Here is a 19610-nt window from a genome sequence, read left to right as displayed (position 1 = left end):
CGGGGAGGGGTTGGGGGTGGGGGACCACGAGTCCCGCTGTTCGTGATGGAGAGTCGATCTATCAAGAACACTGGAGAATCATCGCGCGCGTCGAACGACCGCAGTCGAACGCGTGAAATCGTTCACGCGTGAAGTGTGCCCCATGGAACGTTCAGCGCGTGGGGACCCCCACCCCCGACCCCTCCCCGCAAGGGGGAGGGGACTCACCGCCGGCTGGGCAAGAGTTCGAGCCGTCACGTGCTATAATGTGTGCCTCTCCTCGGGACCGAAACCATGTCCGACCGCACCACCCATTGGCAGACCGTCTACACCACCAAGGCCGAGACCGAGGTGAGCTGGTACCAGGACGACCCGGCGACGTCGCTGCGGATGATCCGCGAGGCCGGTGCGACACCGACATCGCGGATCATCGACATCGGTGGCGGCGCATCGCGGCTGGTCGATGCGCTGCTCGCGGCCGGCTACGGCGCGCTCGCCGTGCTCGACATCTCCGACGCGGCACTGGCGACGGCGCGCCGCAGGCTTGGCGCGGCGGCGGCCGGGGTGACGTGGATCGCCTCCGACGTCACCACCTGGACGCCGGACGCGCGCTACGAGGTCTGGCACGACCGGGCCGCCTTCCATTTCCTCACCGCGCCTGAGGACCGCGCCGCCTACGTCGACCGCCTGCGCGCGGCCGTGGTGCCCGGCGGGGCCGTCATCATCGGCACGTTCGCGTCCGATGGTCCGGAGAAGTGCAGCGGACTGCCGGTCGTCCGCTACGACGCCCACGGACTGGCCGCTGCGCTGGGTCCTGCTTTCACGCTGGAGGACAGTTGCACCGAGGTGCATCGCACGCCATGGGACTCGACGCAGCAGTTCCAGTTCTGCCGCTTCCGCGCCGGTTAGAGCATGATCCGGAAAAGTGGAAACCGGTTTTCCGAAAAGATCATGCTCAAACAAGGAGATGAGATCATGATGCGATTCCGTGGAATCGCATCATGATCTAGTCAGCAGCACAGAGGCGGGCCATCCGACACGACGAGAACCTCGGTGTCGGCATCCTCGCTGCGCGCGGCATCCTCCGCTCCACCAGCCGACGTCTCGCTCTCCGGCGGCGTGCGCCAGGGAATCGGCTTCGGCGGCATCCGCTCCAGACGCTGTGCATCGGCGACGGCGCGGCGTGCCGTCTTCAGCGAGCGGCAGACCAGCACGGCCTGCTCGGCGGTGCCGACCTCGAAGCCCGCCCCAATCGCCTTGATGCGATACGATGCCATCTCCGCCTCTCCCAATCCGGCAGCAACCAGAACCCCGCGCGCCTTGTTCCTGGCGACTGTGGCAGGTCTAGTGTCGGCCAAAGGCGGACGGCAAAACTGGTCAACGGACTCCTAATCCGCAGCGCGTGACGTCGGGGTTTCCGTTTCGGGGCGGGACAGAGCGCGGTCAGGCGCGGCTGACGGCGAAAGAAATCCACAGCCGCGCACAGGAATGGCGAATGGCGAGCAGGTGATCGTCCCGATCTCGATTCGCTACTCGCTGTTCCCTATTCGCCCTCTCAATAGTCCCGGAATTCGTCTTCCTCGTTGATCAGCTGGCCGATGCTGCGCGGCTGCTTGCGCGACGGGATCGAGCTGGTCACGTCGGGCTCGCGCTGGCCGTAGCCATAGCGCCGCTGCTGCGCACGTGCCGCCACCGCCTCGCCGGATTGCGCGGCTGGCTGGCAGATCATGCGGCGGCTGGCGCGGCGCATCAGGTCCACATGGATGTGGTCGTAGTGATAGACGTTGGAGCCGGGCGCCAGCACGGTGGTGAACTGCTGGCACGCCCCGCCCTGGATGTCGCGCAGAAAGCCCTGCTCCTCCGGCAGGCCGATCCAGCCGTCCTTGACGCTGATGCGGCGGCCGTCGGCGAGCGTGAAGGCGGCGATGTCGAGCGCGTTGCCGAAGGCATGCTCGGAAATGTGCGCGCTCGGATTGCCGTTCATGCCGCGGCAGGAATAGGCCGAGATCTGCTTGATCTCGACGACCTTGGTGCCGAACCAGCGCTGGGCTGCCGGCTGCACCGACTCCGCGATCCAGCGGTCGAGTGCCGAGACGATCGGACAGGCGAGCGTCGCGGTCGGCTTCACCGCGACCGGGCCGACGGTGCCGACCGGATCGCGCGACGGTCCGAGCCGCGGCGGCGGTTCCTGCTGCGGATAGGCGGTGCGAGCGCCCGGCTGACCGCCAGAGGGCGAATAGGCCGCGTCGGCCGGCTGATTGACGTCGTCCTCGCCGACCGGCGGCTCGAGCTGCAGTGGCGCGCCGGGAGGGGCGCCATAGGACGGCGATGCCGGACCCGGATAGGCCGCGCTCGACGACGGATAGGCGGGCTGCGGCGCCGCCTGTGGCTGATAGGTCGCGGGCGGGGCGTAGCGTTGCGGCGGCTGGTTGATCGGCCAGCGCGGCTGGCCGCCGATCGCGGCCGGCGGACGCAGGCTTTCATCGGCGAAGCCATAGCTCGTGGTCGCTTCGCCGAGCGCTGCCACCTTCAGCGGATAGTCGGCGCCGCACATGCCGGGGCCGGAGATCGGATTGATGCGGACGATATCCGCGCTCTCCTTCACCGCGCCAGATTTCAGGCAGGCGATCTCGGCCTCGGCCCGCCACGGCTCGCGCTCCTGGAAGAATCCACGGCCGCAACCCGCAAGCGAGACAAGGACGATGGAGCCGACGAGATACAAACGAACTCCGCGCGTCATATGCAGAGGTTTGCGGCAATTTGCTTAAGGACCTGTCAATGCCGTCCATTTACGGCGCGCAAACCATCGTGACGTGAAAGGCAGTCCATTTACGGGGAAGCGACAACCGCGCTGTCTTTTTTGCCGATGCCGATCGGATATGTGTGGCGCGCGCTTTGCGGAGCAGGCGTCAAGCGCGAGCGCACGCCAGGTGCGCGAGATGCGAAACGGGAGCGGTCCCATGAGCCTTGCCGATCGGCTGAGCATGGTGGTCACGTATGTCGTGTTTGCATTCGTCGGCGCGATCATCGTCGGGATGATCTGATCGCTGCGATCCGACCTCGATCGATTGACGGGCCGCGGTGGGCCGCGTGCGGCCCCAGCCGCATTGGCCTTTCGGCTGTGACCCTTGTCACAGATCGCGCCGTCACCCGCGTCTAAGAGTTCCCTCCAGGTTCACGACGCCGTCCGAGGGAGCTCATTCATGAAGACCGTGTATCTGGCCGCAGCAGCCGTTCTGATCGCGAGCAGCGCCGCGCAGGCCGGCAGCTCGATCGCGTTCAATTTCGACGGACACAAGATCCGCGTCACCGTGCCGCGCAACTGCCAGTCGCTGTCCTGCCTGCAGGTGTCCGGCATCGACCTCAGCGGGCTGAAATCATCCAAGCTCGACGATGACGATGCGCCGGCGGGCAGCGCGCCTGCGGCCGGCGCTCCGGCCCCCGCTGTCGCGGCGCCCGTGGCGGCTCCGCCGGTCGTCAACGCGCCGGCGCCCGCCGCCACCGCGCCAGCCGCGGCCGCGCCAGCCCCTGCATCGCCCGCTGCCGCTGCGCCATCCACGACCGTGCAGATGCCGGTGCCGCCGGCGCCAGTCGCGGCGACCGCGCCTGCTCCACAGCCAGCCCCGGCACCCGCGCCGGTCACGGTTGCCGCGGCGCCTGCCGCAGTTCAGCCGGCGCCGGCAGCCGATCCGAACTCGCCGCTCGGGCTGTGGGCCACCGAGGGCGGCAAGGGCAATGTCGTGATCGAGCCGTGCGGCGCCAACATCTGCGGCTTTGCCGAGAAGACGCGGGAGAAGATCCTGATCAACATGAAGCCGAAGGACAGCAAATGGGTCGGCCGCATCCACGATCCGGACGGCGGCGGCAACTACGACTCCACCGTGGTGCTCAAGAATCCGAACACGCTGCGGGTCCAGGGCTGCGCCTTCGGCGGCCTGTTCTGCGGCGGACAGACCTGGAAGCGCGTGAGCTGATTGCCGTCCCTCGACATCGGCGAACGCAAAGGCCCCGCCGGGATCAGCACCGGCGGGGTTTCCTCCTCGTGGCGTCTGCTACGCCACCTTGGCGGGGATCGCCGCGGGCATCGCGAGGCGCAGCGGCAGCGACAGCCGTACCCGCAGGCCGCGCGGGGCGTTGGGCATCAGCGCGATGCCGCCGTCATGCTTCTTCATGATCTCCTGCGCGATCGACAGGCCGAGGCCGAAGCCGCCGGCCGAGCGCGCCTGGTCGAGCTTGACGAACGGCTCCAGCGCGCGCGCCTGCAGCGCCTGAGGAATGCCCGGACCGTCGTCGGCGACCTCGATCGCGATCATGCCGTCGGCCAGGGTCGACAGGCTCACCACGACCTCGCTGCCATGCTTGACCGCGTTCTCGACCACGTTGGTGACGGCGCGCGACAGCGCCCGCGCCCGGCCCTCGCAGACCAGCCGCGACGGTCCATCGAAGCTGACGGCGTGGCCGACATCGGCGAAGTCGCAGCAGATCGTCTCGAGCAGGCTCGCCAGCTCGATCCGCGCCGGCTGCTCGGCCTTGGTGTCGTCGCGCAGGTAGTCGAGCGTCTCGTCGAGCATGCGGCTGACCTGGTCGATGTCGCGCAGCATCGCGCTGCGCATCTCCCCCTGCCCGATGCGCTCCGAGCGCAGCCTGAGCCGCGTCAGCGGCGTGCGCAGATCGTGGCTGATGGCCGCCAGCATGCGCGTGCGGTCATCGAGCAGCGCGCGGATGCGCGCCTGCATCTCGTTCAGTGCGTCGGCGACCTGCACGATCTCCTTCGGCCCGCGCCGGCCGAGCGGCTCCTGCGCCCCCGGCGAGCGGCCGAACGCGGCCGCCGCGCGCGCCATGTCCGACAGCGGCCTGATGATCGCGCGCGCCGCGTAGATCGACAGCAGCACGCCGAGGATCAGGATGAGAAACAGGAATACGGCGGTCGGCTTGAGCACGATCGACCAGAATTCCAGCCGCGGTACGTCGTCAAACACCAGCGCGCGCTCGCCATCGACCTGGACGATGATCTGGGTCGGCGGCGCCGCGCCATAGCCGACGCCGTGCAGCAAGGTGACGTCGCGCAGCACGCCGAGCTGGCGGCGCGCGAGTTTCGATGTCAGCGGCACGCTGCGCTCGGGCTTTGGCAGCGAGGTGAGCGCCGTCAGAGGCACCAGCTCGACCTGGATGCCGGAGCTGCGCAGGCTGGACAGGCTGCTCTCGACGGCGACGGGATCGTTGGCGGCGCGGACGAAATGCACCGCCTCGCTGACGCGGGCGACACCATAGGCCGGCGATTCCTGCTCGTCGGGCGGATCGAAGAACAGCAGCACCGCCGCGATCATCACGACCATGCCGAACAGCACCGACAGCGACGCCAAGGTCACGATCTGCGTGGTGAGGCCGAGGCGCGGGCACGGCTTGCTATCTGGCGTCATCGGTGGTCTCGACTCTTGGCGTGAAGACGTAGCCGCCGAGGCGCACCGTCTTGATCAGGGTCCAGCTCCTGGCGCCGGGCTCGATCTTCTGGCGGATGCGGCTGATGTGAACGTCGATGCTGCGCTCGACCGGCCCGGCCTGCCCGCCGTGCGCAAGCTCGATCAGTTGCTCGCGCGACAGCACGCGGCCGGCATTGCGGCAGAACGCCAGCAGGATGTCGAACTCGGCGCTGGTCAGCGTGATCTTGACGCGGTCGGGATCGAACAGCGTACGCGTCGCCGGCTCGATGCGCCAGCCGTCGAACGTCATCGGCGCCTGCCGCGCCGCGATCACGGCGGGATGCAATTGCGATCGGCGCAGCAGCGCTCGGATACGCGCCACCAGCTCGCGCGGATTGAACGGCTTGACGACATAGTCGTCGGCGCCGAGCTCGAGGCCGAGGATGCGGTCGATGTCCTCGCCTTTTGCGGTCACCATGATGATCGGCACGGTCGAGATCTGGCGCAGGCGGCGGCAGATGCTCATGCCGTCGTCGTCCGGCAGCATCACGTCGAGCATGATGAGGTCGACCTGCTCGCGCTGCAGGAGGTCGTTCATCGCGGCTGCGGAGGACACGAAGCGCGGCGCGAAGCCGTGCTCCTGCAACAGCTCGGTGAGCAGCGCCGCAATCTCCCGGTCATCTTCGACGCAGAGAATGCGCGCGGCTGCCGGCATGTTTGCGTCTGCGGCCACGACGGTATTGTGTGACGACATCATGCGCGGAACATGGTCGATTTTGGTCGAAAAGAACAGCCCGAAGCGGCGCGCGATCGTGGCGAAAGTAAGCTGTATTGTTAAGGCGGAAACATTTCTTCACGCGACTTAACCCTGCGCAATCGTTAACCTGCCTAGGCTCTGCGCATCAAACAAACACCAACGGGGAAGTCCTGCGGCGTGGCCGACCAGCCGGCGCGGCCTCCTTTCGAACCGCGATAGTATCAGCCGCCGTGAAGCCCGTTTTGCTCGCACTCTGCCTCGCCACGCCGCTGCTCGCCGGCTGCGCCGTCGGCCCCGATTACGTGACGCCAGAGTTCGGCGTGCCGAAGCGCTGGAGCAGCGACCGCAATCGGCCGGCGCAGATTCTGAAGCTCGCGCATTGGTGGCGCAACCTCAACGATGACCTGCTCGATCAACTGATCAGCGAGGCGGTTGCCGGCAATCTCGACGTCGCCGCCGCCAAGGCGCGCATCCGCGAGGCGCGGGCGACGCAGCGCCAGGCCGTCGGCGCGCTGTTTCCCACGGTGAGCGGCACCGGCACCGCGACGGAGACCCGCAGCGCCAGCAGCTCGACGAGCGGCATCGCGATCGCTCCGACCACCTACAGCCAGTACCAGGCCGGCTTCGATTCGAGCTGGGAGCTGGATCTGTTCGGCGCCAACCGCCGTGCGGTCGAGGCCGCGACCTACGGCGTCGATGCCGCCGAGGACGATCTGCGCGCGACCTTGCTGACGCTGGTCGGCGACATCGCCTCCAACTACATCGATGCCCGCGCCTACCAGGCGCGCGCGGCACTGGCGCGGCGCACTGCCGCCTCGCAGCGCGAGACCGCGGCGCTGACCGAGCGCAAGCAGAATGCCGGTTCGGCCTCGGCCGTCGACACCGCCAAGGCGAGCGCGCTGGCCGCCAGCACCGAAGCAACCATCCCGACCTATGAGAGCAGCTATCAGCAGGCCGTGCACCGGCTCGGCGTCCTGCTCGGCCGCGACCCGACGGCCCTGAATCTCCGCCTGTCGCGCGCGACACCGATCCCATCGCCGCGCCTGCCGCTGCCGAAGGGCATCCCGGCCGACGTGCTGGTCATGCGGCCCGACGTGCGCAAGGCCGAACGGCAGGTCGCGCAGTTCACCGCGAAGATCGGCCAAGCCACCGCCGCGCTGTACCCGGATGTCAGCCTGACCGGCACGGTCTCGACCACGGCGCTGAAGCTCGGCGATCTCGGCAAGAGCTCGACGATCGGCTGGTCGATCGGCCCGAGCGTCTCGGTGCCGATCTTCAACGGCGGCAAGCTGCAGGCCGCCGTCGAGGTCGCGGAAGCGCAGCGTGACGAATACCACGTCGCCTGGCGCAGCGCGGTGCTGAGCGCGCTCGAAGACGTCGAGAACGCCATCGTGAGCCTCGGCCAGGAGCGCATTCGCATCCGCAGCCTGAGCGAGTCGGCGCGGCGCTATGGCGAGGCCGCGCGGCTGTCGCGCTCGCTCTACCAGACCGGCTCCAGCACGTTCCTCGACGTGCTCGATGCCGAGCGCTCGCAATTCACCGCCGAGGACAGCCTGCTCGCGAGCCGCGCTACGCTCGCGAAGAACTACGTGGCGCTGGCCAAGGCGCTGGGCGGCGGTTGGACCGCAGCGATCGACAGCTCGCTGCCCGAGGTCGTCGACAGCGGCACCGGCCCGCATCTCGCACAGGCCGTCGCGCCCAAATAATCTACGATCTGAACTTCAAAAAGTGCCTCCGAAGTGATCCGATGAACGCACCCTTATCCCACATGCCCCGACCGGTCGCGGTCGATGGCGGCCTCGCGCCGGCGCCGAAGCCGAAGCGGCCACGCCGCTGGCCGCTGCTGATCGCCGGAGCGCTCGTCGTTCTGGCCGCCGCGATCGTGCTGGTCATGAGGCTGACCAGCAATCCCAACGCCAATCTCGTCACCGCGCCCGTCACGACCGGCGACATCGAGCAGACCGTGCTCGCCACCGGCACGCTGAAGCCGGTCAAGCTGGTGGCGGTCGGCGCCCAGGCGTCGGGACGGCTGGTCGCGCTCAACGTCAAGCTGGGACAGAAGGTCAGGGCCGGCGATCTGATCGCCGAGATCGACTCGCTGACGCAACAGAACACGCTGCGCACCAACGAGGCGAGCCTGCGGAGCGTACGGGCGCAGCGTGACGAGAAGGTCGCCACCCTGGCGCTGGCCGAGGCGAACCTGGCGCGGCAGCAGGTCACGCTGGCGCAGAAGGCCTCGTCGCGCGCCGACTACGACAGTGCCGAGGCGACCGTCAAACAGACCCAGGCCCAAATCGCGCAACTCGACGCGCAAATCGTCGAGGCCGAGGTCGCGATCGAGACCGCGCGCGTCAACCTCGGCTACACCAAGATCACGGCCCCGATCGACGGCACCGTGCTGTCGATCGTCACCCAGCAGGGCCAGACCGTGAATGCGGTGCAGTCGGCGCCGACCATCGTCGTGCTCGGCCAGGTCGAGACGATGACCGTGCGGGTGGAGATTTCCGAGGCCGATGTCGTCAAGGTCAGGCCCGGACAGAACGTCTATTTCACCGTGCTGGGCGAGCCCGATCATCGCTACGAGGGCACGCTCGGATCGATCGAGCCGGCGCCCGAATCGATCAAGAGCGATTCGAGCTTCTCGTCGAGCACGACGACCACGTCGAGCAGCAGCTCGTCCTCGTCCACCACGTCCTCCGCGATCTACTACAACGGCGTGTTCGACATCGCCAATCCGGACGGGCGGCTGATGACCTACATGACGGCCGAGGTTCACATCCTGCTCGGCGAGGCCCGCAAGGTCCCGACCATTCCGTCGTCCGCGCTTGGCAACGCCAATCCCGATGGCAGCTACACGGTGCGCGTGCTGACCGGCGCAGGAACGCTGGAGAAGCGCACCATTCGCGTCGGCCTCAACAACAAGATCCGGGCCGAGGTGCAGTCCGGCCTGCGCGAGGGCGAGCGGGTCGTGATCTCGGCGCCCGAGGAGGGCACGAAGCGAACCGTGATGCCCCCGCCCGGAGGCGCGTGATGACGGAGGTCCTGATCGACCTGCAGAATGTCGGGAGGCGCTACGCGTCCGGCGAAGGCACGGTCCATGCTTTGCGTGGCGTCGACCTCCAGATCGCGCGCGGGGAGATGGTGGCGATCATCGGCCAGTCGGGCTCCGGCAAGTCGACGCTGATGAACATTCTGGGCTGCCTCGACCGCCCGACATCCGGCAGCTACCGGATCGCCGGCCGCGAGATGGGCTCTCTCGATCCGGACGAACTGGCGGCGTTGCGGCGCGAGCATTTCGGCTTCATCTTCCAGCGCTACCATCTGCTGGGCGAGCTCAGCGCCGCCGACAATGCCGAGGTGCCTGCGGTCTATGCCGGGCTCGGCCCGGCGGCACGCCACCGCAAGGCCGAGGCGCTGCTGCAGCGGCTCGGCATGGGCAGCCGTACCGACCACAAGCCGGGTCAGCTCTCGGGCGGCCAGCAGCAGCGGGTCTCGATCGCCCGCGCGCTGGTCAACGATCCCGACGTGATCCTGGCCGACGAGCCGACCGGCGCGCTCGACCGCGCCAGCGGCGAGGAGGTGCTGCGCATCCTCGACGAGATCAGCGCCTCCGGGCGCACCGTCATCATCGTCACGCACGATCCGAGCGTCGCGCAGCGCGCCCGGCGCATCATCGAGATCGAGGACGGCCGCGTCATTTCAGACCGGCTCAATCCGCGGACTTCGGAACCCGCGCCAGCCGCAGCGACCGAAGACCACGCAGCGCAGGCGGCGTCGTGGTGGCGCAGCCAGCTCTACCGTTTCCGCGAGGCCGCGCGGATGGCGCTGCTCGCCATGAATGCGCACCGGATGCGCGCATTCCTCACCATGCTCGGCATCATCATCGGCGTCGCCTCGGTCGTGCTGGTGCTGGCGCTCGGCAAGGGCTCGCAGGCCAAGGTGCTGAAGGACATCAACCGGCTCGGCACCAACACGCTGGAATTCTTTCCCGGCAAGGATTTCGGCGATACGCGCTCCAGCAAGATCAGGACGCTGGTGCTCGCCGATGCCAAGGTCATGGCGCAGCAGCCTTATGTCGATGCGATCTCGCCGACGGTCTCGACCACCAGCACGCTGCGGTTCGGCGCGATCGAGGTCAGCGCCCAGATCTCCGGCGTCGGCGAGCAGTATTTCCGGGTCAAGAACACCGAGCTTGCCGAAGGCAGCTATCTCGATGCCGATACCGTGCGCTCCTACGCCCAGGACGCCGTGATCGACGACAATGCGCGCAAGGCGCTGTTTCCCGATCCCGACGTCAGTCCGCTCGGCAGCGTGGTCCTGATCGGCAAGGTGCCCTGCCGCGTCGTCGGCATCACCAAGCAGCAGCAGGCCGGCTTCGGCTCCAGCTCCACGCCGATCGTGTACCTGCCCTACACGACCGTGCAGGCGCGCTTCCTCGGCAACCAGGTGCTGCGCAGCATCAGCGTCCGCGTCGACGAGGCGACGCCGATGGCGGCGGCCGAGCGCGCCGCAACGGCGCTGCTGACGGCGCGGCACAACGCCAAGGACTTCTTCGTGCTCAATACCGACGACATCCGCAAGACCGTCGAGAGCACGACGCAGGTGCTGACCCTGCTGGTGGCGGCCATCGCCGTGATCTCGCTCTTGGTCGGCGGCATCGGCGTCATGAACATCATGCTGGTGTCGGTGTCCGAGCGCGTCGGCGAGATCGGGGTGCGCATGGCGGTCGGCGCCCGCCGCAGCGACATCCTGATGCAGTTCCTGATCGAGGCGGTGCTGGTCTGCCTGCTGGGCGGTGCGCTGGGCCTTGCGCTCGCGGTCGGCTTCGGCACGGTCTTCAACGCGCTCGACGTCGGCTTCCAGCTGATCTATTCGCCGCTCGCCATGGTCGGCGCCGCCGTCACGTCGATGGCGATCGGCATCGGCTTCGGCTACATGCCCGCCCGCAGCGCCTCGCGGCTCGATCCGGCAACGGCTCTGGCAAGGGAGTAGGTCGGAAAGAATGAGCTCCACTCCTCCGGACAACAACCGGATCGATCTACTTCACCGGGCGCTTCTCCAGCTTGCGCGCGAGCGTCCGGCGATGCATGCCGAGCCTCCTCGCAGCTTCGGAGATGTTGAAGTCGGTCTCGATCAGGGTCTGGTGGATGCGCTCCCATTCCAGGGTCTTGATCGAGGTGGAGCGCTCCGCCAGGGCCACTTGCGCATTGCCCTGCGCCTTGCGGAACGCCTCCTCGATGTCGTCGGTGTTCGACGGCTTGGCCAGATAGTGGCAGGCGCCGAGCTTGATCGCCTCGACAGCAGTGGCGATGCTGGCAAAGCCGGTCAGCACCACGATCAGCATCTCCGGATCGTGCGCATGCAGCTTCTCGACGCAGACGAGGCCGGAAGCCCCGCCGAGCTTGAGATCGACGACGGCATAACCGAACGTCTTCTCCTTGAGGATCTCGTCGACGTCCTCGAGCGAGCCGGCGACGACGGCCTCGTAGCCGCGCCGTTCGAACGAGCGCTTCAGGGTGCGTGCAAAACCGTCATCGTCCTCGACGATCAGGAGGGACAGGTCATTCGCCATCGCGCTCTCCAATGACAAGCGTCGACAACGGCAGTGACAGCCGGACGGTCGCTCCACGTCCCCGGTGGTTCCAGGCGGAAACGCTGCCGCCCAGCTTGCGGATCACGTTGACCACCAGGAAAAGGCCCAGGCCGCGGCCCGGGCGGCCCTTGCTCGACTGATAGGGACGTCCGAGTTGCCCCAGCATCGCCGGATCAAAACCCGGCCCGCGATCGCTGACGCTGAGCAGCAGCTGATCACCATCTCGTTCGACCACGAACTCCACCCACTCGCGCGAGACTTCGAACGCGTTGTCGAGCACGTTGACGATCGCCTGCTTCAGGGCGACGTCGGAGACGATCGCCGGATCCGAGCCGAACTCGTTGCGGAACATCAGATTGCGCGCCGAGCGCGCCGCGCTCCATTCGGCGACCAACGTCGTCAGGAACGCCTTCAACGTCGTCGGCGCCGAGCCTTCGCCGCGCGCCTGACCGGCCGAGACCAGGATGTCAGTCACGATCGACTTGCAGCGCTGCACCGCCGCTTCCATTTCGGTGAAATCCTCCGCGAGCGTCGGATCGGCAGAGATCACGGTCATGCGCCGCCAATCGTTCAGGATGACCGAGATCGACGCCAGCGGCGTGCCGAGCTCATGCGCGGCGCCTGAGGCGAGCAGGCCCATGCGGATGATGTGATCCTGCTCGACGGCGTGCTGGCGCAGATCGGCGAGTTTGGCGTCGCGCTCGCGCAGGTTCCGGTTGATGCGGGTGACGAAGACGACGAGCAGCACGGCGTCGAGCATGAAGCCGACGAACATGCCGGTGATGTGCAGGGTGAAGGCATCGCTGACATGATGCTGCGGCAGTTGCAGCGGGCGGTACTCGATGGTGAGCCAGATGAAGCTGAGCACCGTCAGCGCAACCAGCGACCAGGACGAGCGCGCGTCGAGCAGCACGGCCCCCAGCGTCACCTGCAGCAGATAGAGGCACGTGAACGGGTTCGACGCGCCGCCGGTGAGATAGAGCTCCGATGTCAACGCCACCACGTCGAGCATCAGCGCGATCAGCAAATGGCGATTGCCGACGTCGTCGCGCCTGCGCAGCCAGATATGGCTGGCGATGTTGAGCGCCACCAGCGCGCAGATGATCGCCGCCATCGGCAGCACCGGCAGCGCAATGCCGAACCAGGTGGTCACGAAGCCGATGGTGACGATCTGGCCGACCACGGCGATCCAGCGCAGCTGGATCAGCAGCACCATGTTCTTGCGGTTGGTCGCGTCCTTGGTCGGCAGCGGCGCGTTGATCTCGGGTGTGGCGATCGCGGCCACGACTCCGAACGGCAGATTGGGGGCCTCGCTGCTCATGAGGGCCCGTCCGATCTCCGCCGGCAGAACGGCAAGCGTCGATCGCTCAAGACGCCGTCCCGCATCCACCCATGTCCTGCCGCTGCTGATCCCATTCCACATCCTGCGCTGCCGGCGCGCCGGGCTCACGCTGCGCGCGGCGGAGCCGCTGCAGCCCGGCGCCGGCCAGCATGAGGGCCAATGTAAACCAGGTCAGCGCGTAAACCAGATGGTTGTTCGGAAACGAGATCACGGTGAGTCCGCCGATTGGAAGTCCGCCAGGATTCGGGGTCGCATCGGCGTCGACGAAGAATGGTGCGACGTCGGACAGACCGCGCGCCGCCGCGATCGCCGCGACGTCACGTGAATACCAGCGATTCTCCGCGGGATCGTTGTGGCGCAGGAAGCCGCCGCCAGGCTCGGAGATCCGCAGCAGTCCGGTCACGCTGACCGTGCCATTCGGGTTCCCGGCGCTGCGGCTTGCGGGCGCGCGGCGATCCGCGGGCACGAAGCCACGATTGACGAGCACGGCGCCGCCGGCGGTCTGCAGCGGCGTCACCACCCAATAGCCGGAGCCCTCGACCGTCAGCGCCTGGACCAGCGTCTCGCGGTCGTTGAGGAAGCGGCCGCTCAACGTTATCAGCTTGTACTCGTCGCGACTGCGATCGATGGCCGGCCAATCCGCCGGGCTCGGCGCCGGCACGGGCGCGGCATGAACGCGGCGCTCGACGCGATCGATCAGGTCGAGCTTCCAGGCCCGCCGCTCGATCTGCCAGACGCCCAGCGCCAGCAGCATCGCGACGCAGGCAACCCACGCCGCACCGATCGCGAGCCGCTGCGCGCCGGATCGCCCGCGGCTGGCCTCGTCGCGTTCCCCTGCCCCGTCGGCAGGAGCTGACATCACGGCGTCTGGCCCATCTCGTGCACCGGCATCATGTTGGTGGTCAGGTGATGCATGACCCAGAGCGAGCCGCTGAGCGCGATCACCACCATGATGATGGTGAAGATCAGCGCCATCATGGTCCAGCCGCCCTCGGCCTTGGTGTTCATGTGCAGGAAGAAGATCATGTGGACGACGACCTGCACGGCCGCGAATGCCATGATGATCAGCGCCGTGGCCTGCTTGTCGAGCGACCCGTTCATGACCAGCAGAAACGGAATCGCCGTCAGGACGACGGAGGCGCCGAAGCCGATCAGTTGGCCCGAGCGCGTGCCGGCATGGTCGTCCGCCGAACCGTGCGCATGTGCATCAGAGCTCATCGAAGCATCCCCATCAGATAGACGAAGGTGAAGACACCAATCCAGATCACGTCGAGGAAGTGCCAGAACATGCTGAGGCAGACCAGCCGGCGGCGGTTGGCCTCGATCAGGCCGTGGGTCCTGACCTGCACCATCAGGGTGACCAGCCAGACCAGACCGAACGTCACATGCAGGCCGTGGGTTCCTACCAGCGTGAAGAACGACGACAGGAAGGCGCTGCGCTGCGGCGTCGCGCCCTCGTGGATCATGTGCGCGAACTCGGTCAGCTCGATGCCGAGGAAGGCGAGGCCGAACAGCCCGGTCACCACGAGCCAGGCCTGCATCGCGCCAACGCGGTTCCGCTGCATCGACAGCATCGCGAAGCCATAGGTGAGCGACGACAGCAGCAGGAACGAGGTGTTGACCGCGACCAGCGACAGGTCGAACAGATCCTTCGGCGCCGGCCCGGCGGCGTACTTGGCGCCGAGCACGCCATAGACGGCAAACAGGATCGCAAAGATGAGACAGTCGCTCATCAGATAGATCCAGAAGCCGAGCATCGTGCTGCTGCCTTCGGGATGCTCGTGCTCGTCGACGACATAGAAGACCGGCTCCCCGGCCTTCATCGTGCCCATCGCAACGGTCATGACTTGGCTCCTGCCACGAGCAGCTTGGTGCGCGCGCGCTCGACGCTTATGACCTCATCGGCCGGAATGTGGAAGCTGCGGTGATAGTTGAAGGTGTGGCCGATCGCGACCGCGAGCAGCGCGACGAAGCTGCCTGCCGCCATCCACCACATGTACCAGATCAGTCCGAATGCCATGGTGGTGCTGAGGCCCGCCAGAATCACGCCGGTACCGGTGTTGCTCGGCATGTGGATCGCCTTGAAGCCGGCGAGCGGACGCGCGTAACCGCGGCGCTTCATGTCCCACCAGGCGTCGTTGTCGTGGACGACGGGCGTGAAGGCGAAGTTGTAGGCCGGCGGCGGCGACGACGTCGCCCATTCCAGGGTGCGCGCATTCCAGGGATCGCCGGAGACGTCGGCGAGCTGCTCGCGGCGGAGGATGCTGACCGCGATCTGGATCAGGAAGCTCGCGATGCCCAGCAGGATCAGGAACGCGCCGATGCCGGCGATGATGAACCATATCTGCAGGCTCGGATCGTCGAATGTGCGCAGCCGACGGGTCACGCCCATCAGGCCGAGCACGTAGAGCGGCATGAAGGCGAAGTAGAAGCCCACCGTCCAGAACCAGAACGACATCTTGCCCCAGAACGGATCGAGCCTGAAGCCGAACGCCTTGGGGAACCAGTAGGCGATGCCGGCGAACAGGCCGAACAGCACGCCGCCGATGATCACGTTGTGGAAATGCGCGACCAGGAACAGGCTGTTGTGCAAGACGAAGTCGGCCGGCGGCACGGCGAGCAGCACGCCGGTCATGCCGCCGATCACGAAGGTCAGCATGAAGGCGACCGTCCACATCATCGGCAGCTCGAAGCGGATGCGGCCGCGATACATCGTGAACAACCAGTTGAACATCTTCGCGCCGGTCGGGATCGAGATGATCATCGTGGTGATGCCGAAGAACGAGTTCACGCTGGCGCCGGAGCCCATCGTGAAGAAGTGATGCAGCCAGACCAGGTAGGACAGGATGGTGATGACGACGGTGGCGTAGACCATCGAGGTGTAGCCGAACAGCCGCTTGCCCGAGAAGGTCGAGGTCACCTCGGAGAAGATGCCGAAGGCCGGCAGGATGAGGATGTAGACCTCCGGATGGCCCCAGATCCAGATGAGGTTGACATACATCATCGGATCGCCGCCGAAATCATTGGTGAAGAAGTTGGTTCCGACGTAGCGATCGAGCGATAGCAGCGCCAGCACCGCCGTCAGCACCGGGAAGGAGGCGACGATCAGCACGTTGGTGCACAGCGAGGTCCAGGTGAAGACTGGCATCTTCATCATGGTCATGCCGGGCGCACGCATTTTCACGATCGTGCAGATCAGGTTGACGCCGGACAACAGCGTGCCAACGCCGGCGACCTGCAGCGCCCAGATGTAATAGTCGACGCCGACATCCGGACTGTAGGAAAGGTTCGACAACGGCGGATAGGCCAGCCAGCCGGTGCGCGCGAACTCGCCGACGAACAGCGAGCACATCACCAGAACGGCGCCCGACGTGGTCATCCAGAAGCTGAAATTGTTGAGGAACGGGAACGACACGTCGCGTGCGCCGATCTGCAGCGGCACGACATAGTTCATCAGGCCGGTGACCAGCGGCATCGCCACGAAGAAGATCATGATCACGCCGTGCGCCGTGAACACCTGATCATAATGGTGCGAGTTGAGATAACCTTCGGAGCCGTTGAAGGCGATCGCCTGCTGCAGCCGCATCATCAGCGCATCGGCGAAGCCGCGCAGCAGCATGACGATGCCGAGCACCATGTACATGATTCCGATGCGCTTGTGGTCGACGGTCGTGAGCCACTCCTTCCAGAGATAGCCCCACAGCCGGAAATAGGTGATGGCGCCGAACAGCGTGAGGCCGCCGAGCGCGACCATCGCGAAGGTGCCGACGATGATCGGCTCGTGCAACGGCAGCGACTCCAGCGTCAACCGGCCGAAGATGAACCTGGTGAGATTGGCAGTGTCGAACATGATGTGACCCTCGCGAATCCGACGTCACGAATCCGATTTGGAGGTTGTTCCCGTGATGAAGGTTGCCTTGGACGGCCGCAGCAGGCCGGGCCGCTCCAATCCACGGCCCTGCAGCGGCGTCCAGTCGAGCGGCGCCAGGACCGTCGGCGAGGAATCGTCGGCCATCCGCGTGACCTGATCGCCCGGTAGGCAGACGCCGCCGGCAACGAAGCTCGGCTCGGCGCCGAACACGGCGCCGCGCCCGGCGAACTTGTCGTAGGCGAGCGGCAGCGTGTTGCGGACGCCGGCCATGCCCATGCCGCCTCTCGCGTCGATCGCCATCATCTCGCTCATGCACATCTTGCCGGGCTCGACGCACATGTTGAGGATGGCGCGAAACAGGTCGCTATCCACCGATGCGTAGTAGCGGACCGGCTCGTTCGCGCTGGGACGCTCCAGCTTGAGATAGTCCGGCTTGCCAAGCCCGGCACCGCTGGCCTTGGCCTTCTCGATCCAACCGGCGAATTCGACATCAGACAGGCCATGAAAGGCAAAGCGCATGCCGGAGAAGCCGGCGCCGCTGTAGTTCGCCGAGAAGCCGCGATAGACGCCGGGCTTGTTGATGATGGCGTGCAGCCGGCTCTGCATGCCCGGCATCGCATAGATCTGGCCGGCGAGCGCGGGGATGTAGAACGAGTTCATCACCGACGACGAGGTGATCCTGAAATCGAGCGGCCGGTTCACCGGCGCCGCAAGCTCGTTGAGGCTGGCGATGCCATATTCGGGATAGATGAACAGCCACTTCCAATCGAGCGCGACGACGTCGACCTCGAGCGGCTTGTCCTGCGGCGTCACCGCGCGCTCGGCGGAGATGCGTCCGAGCGTGCGATAGGGATCGAGCAGATGCGTGCCCATCCACGTCACCGCGCCCAGGCAGATGATGATCAGCAGCGGCGCCGCCCAGATCAGAAGCTCGAGCTGGGTGGAGTGATCCCAATCCGGCGTGTAGGCCGCCGCCTGGTTCGACTGGCGGTAGCGCCAGGCCACGATGGCGGTTGCGGCCATCACCGGCACCACGATCAGCAGCATCAGCACAGTTGCGATGATCACGAGATCGCGCTGCTGGGCGGCCACGTCACCGGAGGGCGAGAGCACGACCAGATTGCAGCCTCCGAGCGCGAGCCCCAGCGGCAGCAGTGCCAAGAATTTCCAGTAACGCACGCTCAACCTCGTCGCACGGCGGATCTCTGAACGAGGCCTCACGTAGCGACCGGACGACACGGCCGACATTGGACAATTTGTCCAATACCGGAGCGGCGCCGAGGACGACAATTACGGGGCAACAATAGAGTATGAGAGGACTGCAGGCAGCGCGATGACACAGGCAGCGGCGACCGCCGACGGCGAAACCCATCTCTCCCGCACGCATGAGGCGCATCCGGGCGAGATCGCGATCGGCGTGATCATCGGGCGCACGTCGGAATTCTTCGACTTCTTCGTCTATGCCATCGCCTCGGTGATCGTGTTTCCGCGCCTCGTGTTTCCGTTCGCCGACGAGCTGACGCAGACCCTGTATTCGTTCGCGCTGTTCGCGCTCGCCTTCATCGCACGCCCGTTCGGCAGCGTGATCTTCATGGCGATCGACCGCCGCTACGGCAAGAGCGCCAAGCTGATCACCGCATTGTTCCTGCTCGGCACCTCGACCGTCGCGATCGCGTTCCTGCCGAGCTACCACACCGTCGGCGCCGCGGCGATCTGGCTGCTGGCGCTGGCGCGAATCGGCCAGGGCCTCGCCTGGGGCGGCGCCTGGGACGGCCTCGCCTCGCTGCTCGCCATGAATGCGCCGGAGCACCAGCGCGGCTGGTATGCGATGATCCCGCAGCTCGGCGCGCCGCTCGGGCTGATCGTCGCCAGCGTGCTGTTCGCGTTCTTCGTCGGCTATCTCTCCGCGGCCGACTTCTTCGACTGGGGCTGGCGCTACCCGTTTTTCGTGGCGTTTGCCATCAACGTCGTGGCGCTGTTCGCGCGGCTGCGCATGGTGGTGACGCCGGAATATGACGAGCTGTTCCAGTCGCGCGAATTGCAGCCGGCACGCGTCATCACCACGATTCGGCACGAGGGCCGCAACATCGTGATCGGCGCCTTCGCGCCGCTGGCGAGCTTCGCGCTGTTCCACATGGTGACGGTGTTTCCACTGTCCTGGGTGTTCCTGTTCACCAAGGAGACGCCGGCGCGCTTCCTGCTTATCGAGGCCGTCGGTGCGGTGTTCGGCGTCGTCGCGATCGTGGTGTCCGGCATGCTGGCCGACCGCATCGGGCGCAAGTCGCTCCTGATCGGCTCGGCGATCGCGATCGCGGTGTTCTCCGGCTTCGCTCCGCAACTGCTCGACGCCGGCCCGGTCGGCGAGACCATCTACATGGTGCTCGGCTTCATCCTGCTCGGCCTGTCGTTCGGCCAGTCCTCGGGCGCGATCGCCGCCAACTTCGCGCGCACCTATCGCTACACGGCCTCGGCCCTGACCGCCGACCTCGCCTGGCTGTTCGGCGCCGGCTTCGCGCCGCTGGCGGCATTGGTGCTCGCCGCCAATCTCGGCCTGATTTCGGCCGGCGGTTATCTCTTGTCCGGCGCCGTCTGCACCCTGCTCGCGCTTTGGCTCAGCGCGCCGCGGCAGATCCAGCAGGTGTAGGGCG

General features: G+C 66.7%; 17 protein-coding genes. 6 read left to right on the top strand and 11 right to left on the bottom strand.

From position 1 onward, the window contains the following. Positions 1 to 273: 273 nt before the first annotated feature. Positions 274 to 888: a class I SAM-dependent methyltransferase gene (locus tag QW861_RS06190; RefSeq protein WP_316174269.1), complete on the top strand. Its 615-nt coding sequence runs from the start codon at positions 274 to 276 to the stop codon at positions 886 to 888. A gap of 101 nt (positions 889 to 989) precedes the next feature. Here the strand turns inward: QW861_RS06190 and QW861_RS06185 are convergent, their stop codons facing one another. Next, on the bottom strand, positions 990 to 1256 hold the full coding sequence (locus tag QW861_RS06185) for a hypothetical protein (RefSeq protein ID WP_315713457.1): 267 nt from the start codon (positions 1254 to 1256) through the stop codon (positions 990 to 992). A gap of 278 nt (positions 1257 to 1534) precedes the next feature. Beyond that, a complete protein-coding gene (locus QW861_RS06180; RefSeq protein ID WP_316192830.1) occupies positions 1535 to 2719 on the bottom strand; it encodes an extensin family protein in 1185 nt (394 codons plus the stop codon). Positions 2720 to 3182: 463 nt separating this feature from the next. Between QW861_RS06180 and QW861_RS06175 the strand changes: the two genes are divergently transcribed. Next, positions 3183 to 3953, top strand: a complete 771-nt coding sequence (locus tag QW861_RS06175; RefSeq protein WP_316192829.1) for a DUF2147 domain-containing protein — start codon at positions 3183 to 3185, stop codon at positions 3951 to 3953. 78 nt (positions 3954 to 4031) lie between these two features. On the opposite strand, the gene QW861_RS06170 is transcribed toward QW861_RS06175, so the two are convergent. Together QW861_RS06170 and QW861_RS06165 are read right to left on the bottom strand one after the other, a co-directional pair. Beyond that, positions 4032 to 5399, bottom strand: coding sequence for an ATP-binding protein (locus QW861_RS06170; RefSeq protein WP_316192828.1), 1368 nt, complete (start codon positions 5397 to 5399; stop codon positions 4032 to 4034). Beyond that, positions 5386 to 6156, bottom strand: coding sequence for a response regulator (locus tag QW861_RS06165; protein ID WP_316192827.1), 771 nt, complete (start codon positions 6154 to 6156; stop codon positions 5386 to 5388). The genes QW861_RS06170 and QW861_RS06165 overlap by 14 nt, the downstream gene beginning before the upstream one ends. A 230-nt stretch (positions 6157 to 6386) precedes the next feature. Between QW861_RS06165 and QW861_RS06160 the strand changes: the two genes are divergently transcribed. The 3 genes from QW861_RS06160 to QW861_RS06150 are packed head-to-tail and all read left to right on the top strand — an operon-like array spanning position 6387 to position 11148. After that, positions 6387 to 7862: an efflux transporter outer membrane subunit gene (locus QW861_RS06160; protein ID WP_316192826.1), complete on the top strand. Its 1476-nt coding sequence runs from the start codon at positions 6387 to 6389 to the stop codon at positions 7860 to 7862. Between the two features lie 41 nt (positions 7863 to 7903). Then, a complete protein-coding gene (locus QW861_RS06155; RefSeq protein WP_315713464.1) occupies positions 7904 to 9187 on the top strand; it encodes an efflux RND transporter periplasmic adaptor subunit in 1284 nt (427 codons plus the stop codon). Then, positions 9187 to 11148, top strand: a complete 1962-nt coding sequence (locus QW861_RS06150) for a MacB family efflux pump subunit (protein WP_316192825.1) — start codon at positions 9187 to 9189, stop codon at positions 11146 to 11148. Before QW861_RS06155 ends, QW861_RS06150 begins: the two co-directional genes overlap by 1 nt. 46 nt (positions 11149 to 11194) lie before the next feature. Here the strand turns inward: QW861_RS06150 and QW861_RS06145 are convergent, their stop codons facing one another. From QW861_RS06145 to cyoA, 7 genes are read right to left on the bottom strand one after another with little or no spacing between them, the layout of a single operon-like run. Further along, positions 11195 to 11728 carry a response regulator transcription factor gene (locus QW861_RS06145; RefSeq protein WP_315713466.1) on the bottom strand — a complete coding sequence of 178 codons (534 nt, stop codon included), beginning with the start codon at positions 11726 to 11728 and terminating at the stop codon, positions 11195 to 11197. Next, positions 11718 to 13070, bottom strand: a complete 1353-nt coding sequence (locus QW861_RS06140) for an ATP-binding protein (protein ID WP_315752399.1) — start codon at positions 13068 to 13070, stop codon at positions 11718 to 11720. Before QW861_RS06140 ends, QW861_RS06145 begins: the two co-directional genes overlap by 11 nt. A gap of 46 nt (positions 13071 to 13116) precedes the next feature. Further along, complete coding sequence (locus QW861_RS06135) at positions 13117 to 13950, bottom strand: SURF1 family protein (RefSeq protein WP_316192824.1); 834 nt, start codon at positions 13948 to 13950, stop codon at positions 13117 to 13119. Beyond that, the gene (gene cyoD, locus QW861_RS06130; RefSeq protein ID WP_315752397.1) at positions 13950 to 14309 is read right to left on the bottom strand and encodes a cytochrome o ubiquinol oxidase subunit IV; all 360 of its coding nucleotides are present in this window, start codon (positions 14307 to 14309) and stop codon (positions 13950 to 13952) included. The genes QW861_RS06135 and cyoD overlap by 1 nt, the downstream gene beginning before the upstream one ends. After that, positions 14306 to 14935 carry a cytochrome o ubiquinol oxidase subunit III gene (gene cyoC / locus QW861_RS06125; protein ID WP_316169827.1) on the bottom strand — a complete coding sequence of 210 codons (630 nt, stop codon included), beginning with the start codon at positions 14933 to 14935 and terminating at the stop codon, positions 14306 to 14308. The genes cyoD and cyoC overlap by 4 nt, the downstream gene beginning before the upstream one ends. Then, positions 14932 to 16941: a cytochrome o ubiquinol oxidase subunit I gene (cyoB, locus tag QW861_RS06120; protein ID WP_316192823.1), complete on the bottom strand. Its 2010-nt coding sequence runs from the start codon at positions 16939 to 16941 to the stop codon at positions 14932 to 14934. Before cyoB ends, cyoC begins: the two co-directional genes overlap by 4 nt. A 24-nt stretch (positions 16942 to 16965) precedes the next feature. Beyond that, complete coding sequence (gene cyoA, locus QW861_RS06115) at positions 16966 to 18141, bottom strand: ubiquinol oxidase subunit II (RefSeq protein WP_315752394.1); 1176 nt, start codon at positions 18139 to 18141, stop codon at positions 16966 to 16968. 154 nt (positions 18142 to 18295) lie between these two features. Between cyoA and QW861_RS06110 the strand changes: the two genes are divergently transcribed. Further along, entirely contained in the window at positions 18296 to 19606 is a 1311-nt protein-coding gene (locus QW861_RS06110) for an MFS transporter (protein WP_316192822.1), read from the top strand. Positions 19607 to 19610: the final 4 nt, after the last annotated feature.

This window comes from Bradyrhizobium sp. SZCCHNRI1029 (genome assembly GCF_032487555.1).
Lineage (GTDB): Bacteria > Pseudomonadota > Alphaproteobacteria > Rhizobiales > Xanthobacteraceae > Bradyrhizobium.
This window is presented reverse-complemented; position numbering and strand designations above follow the sequence as displayed.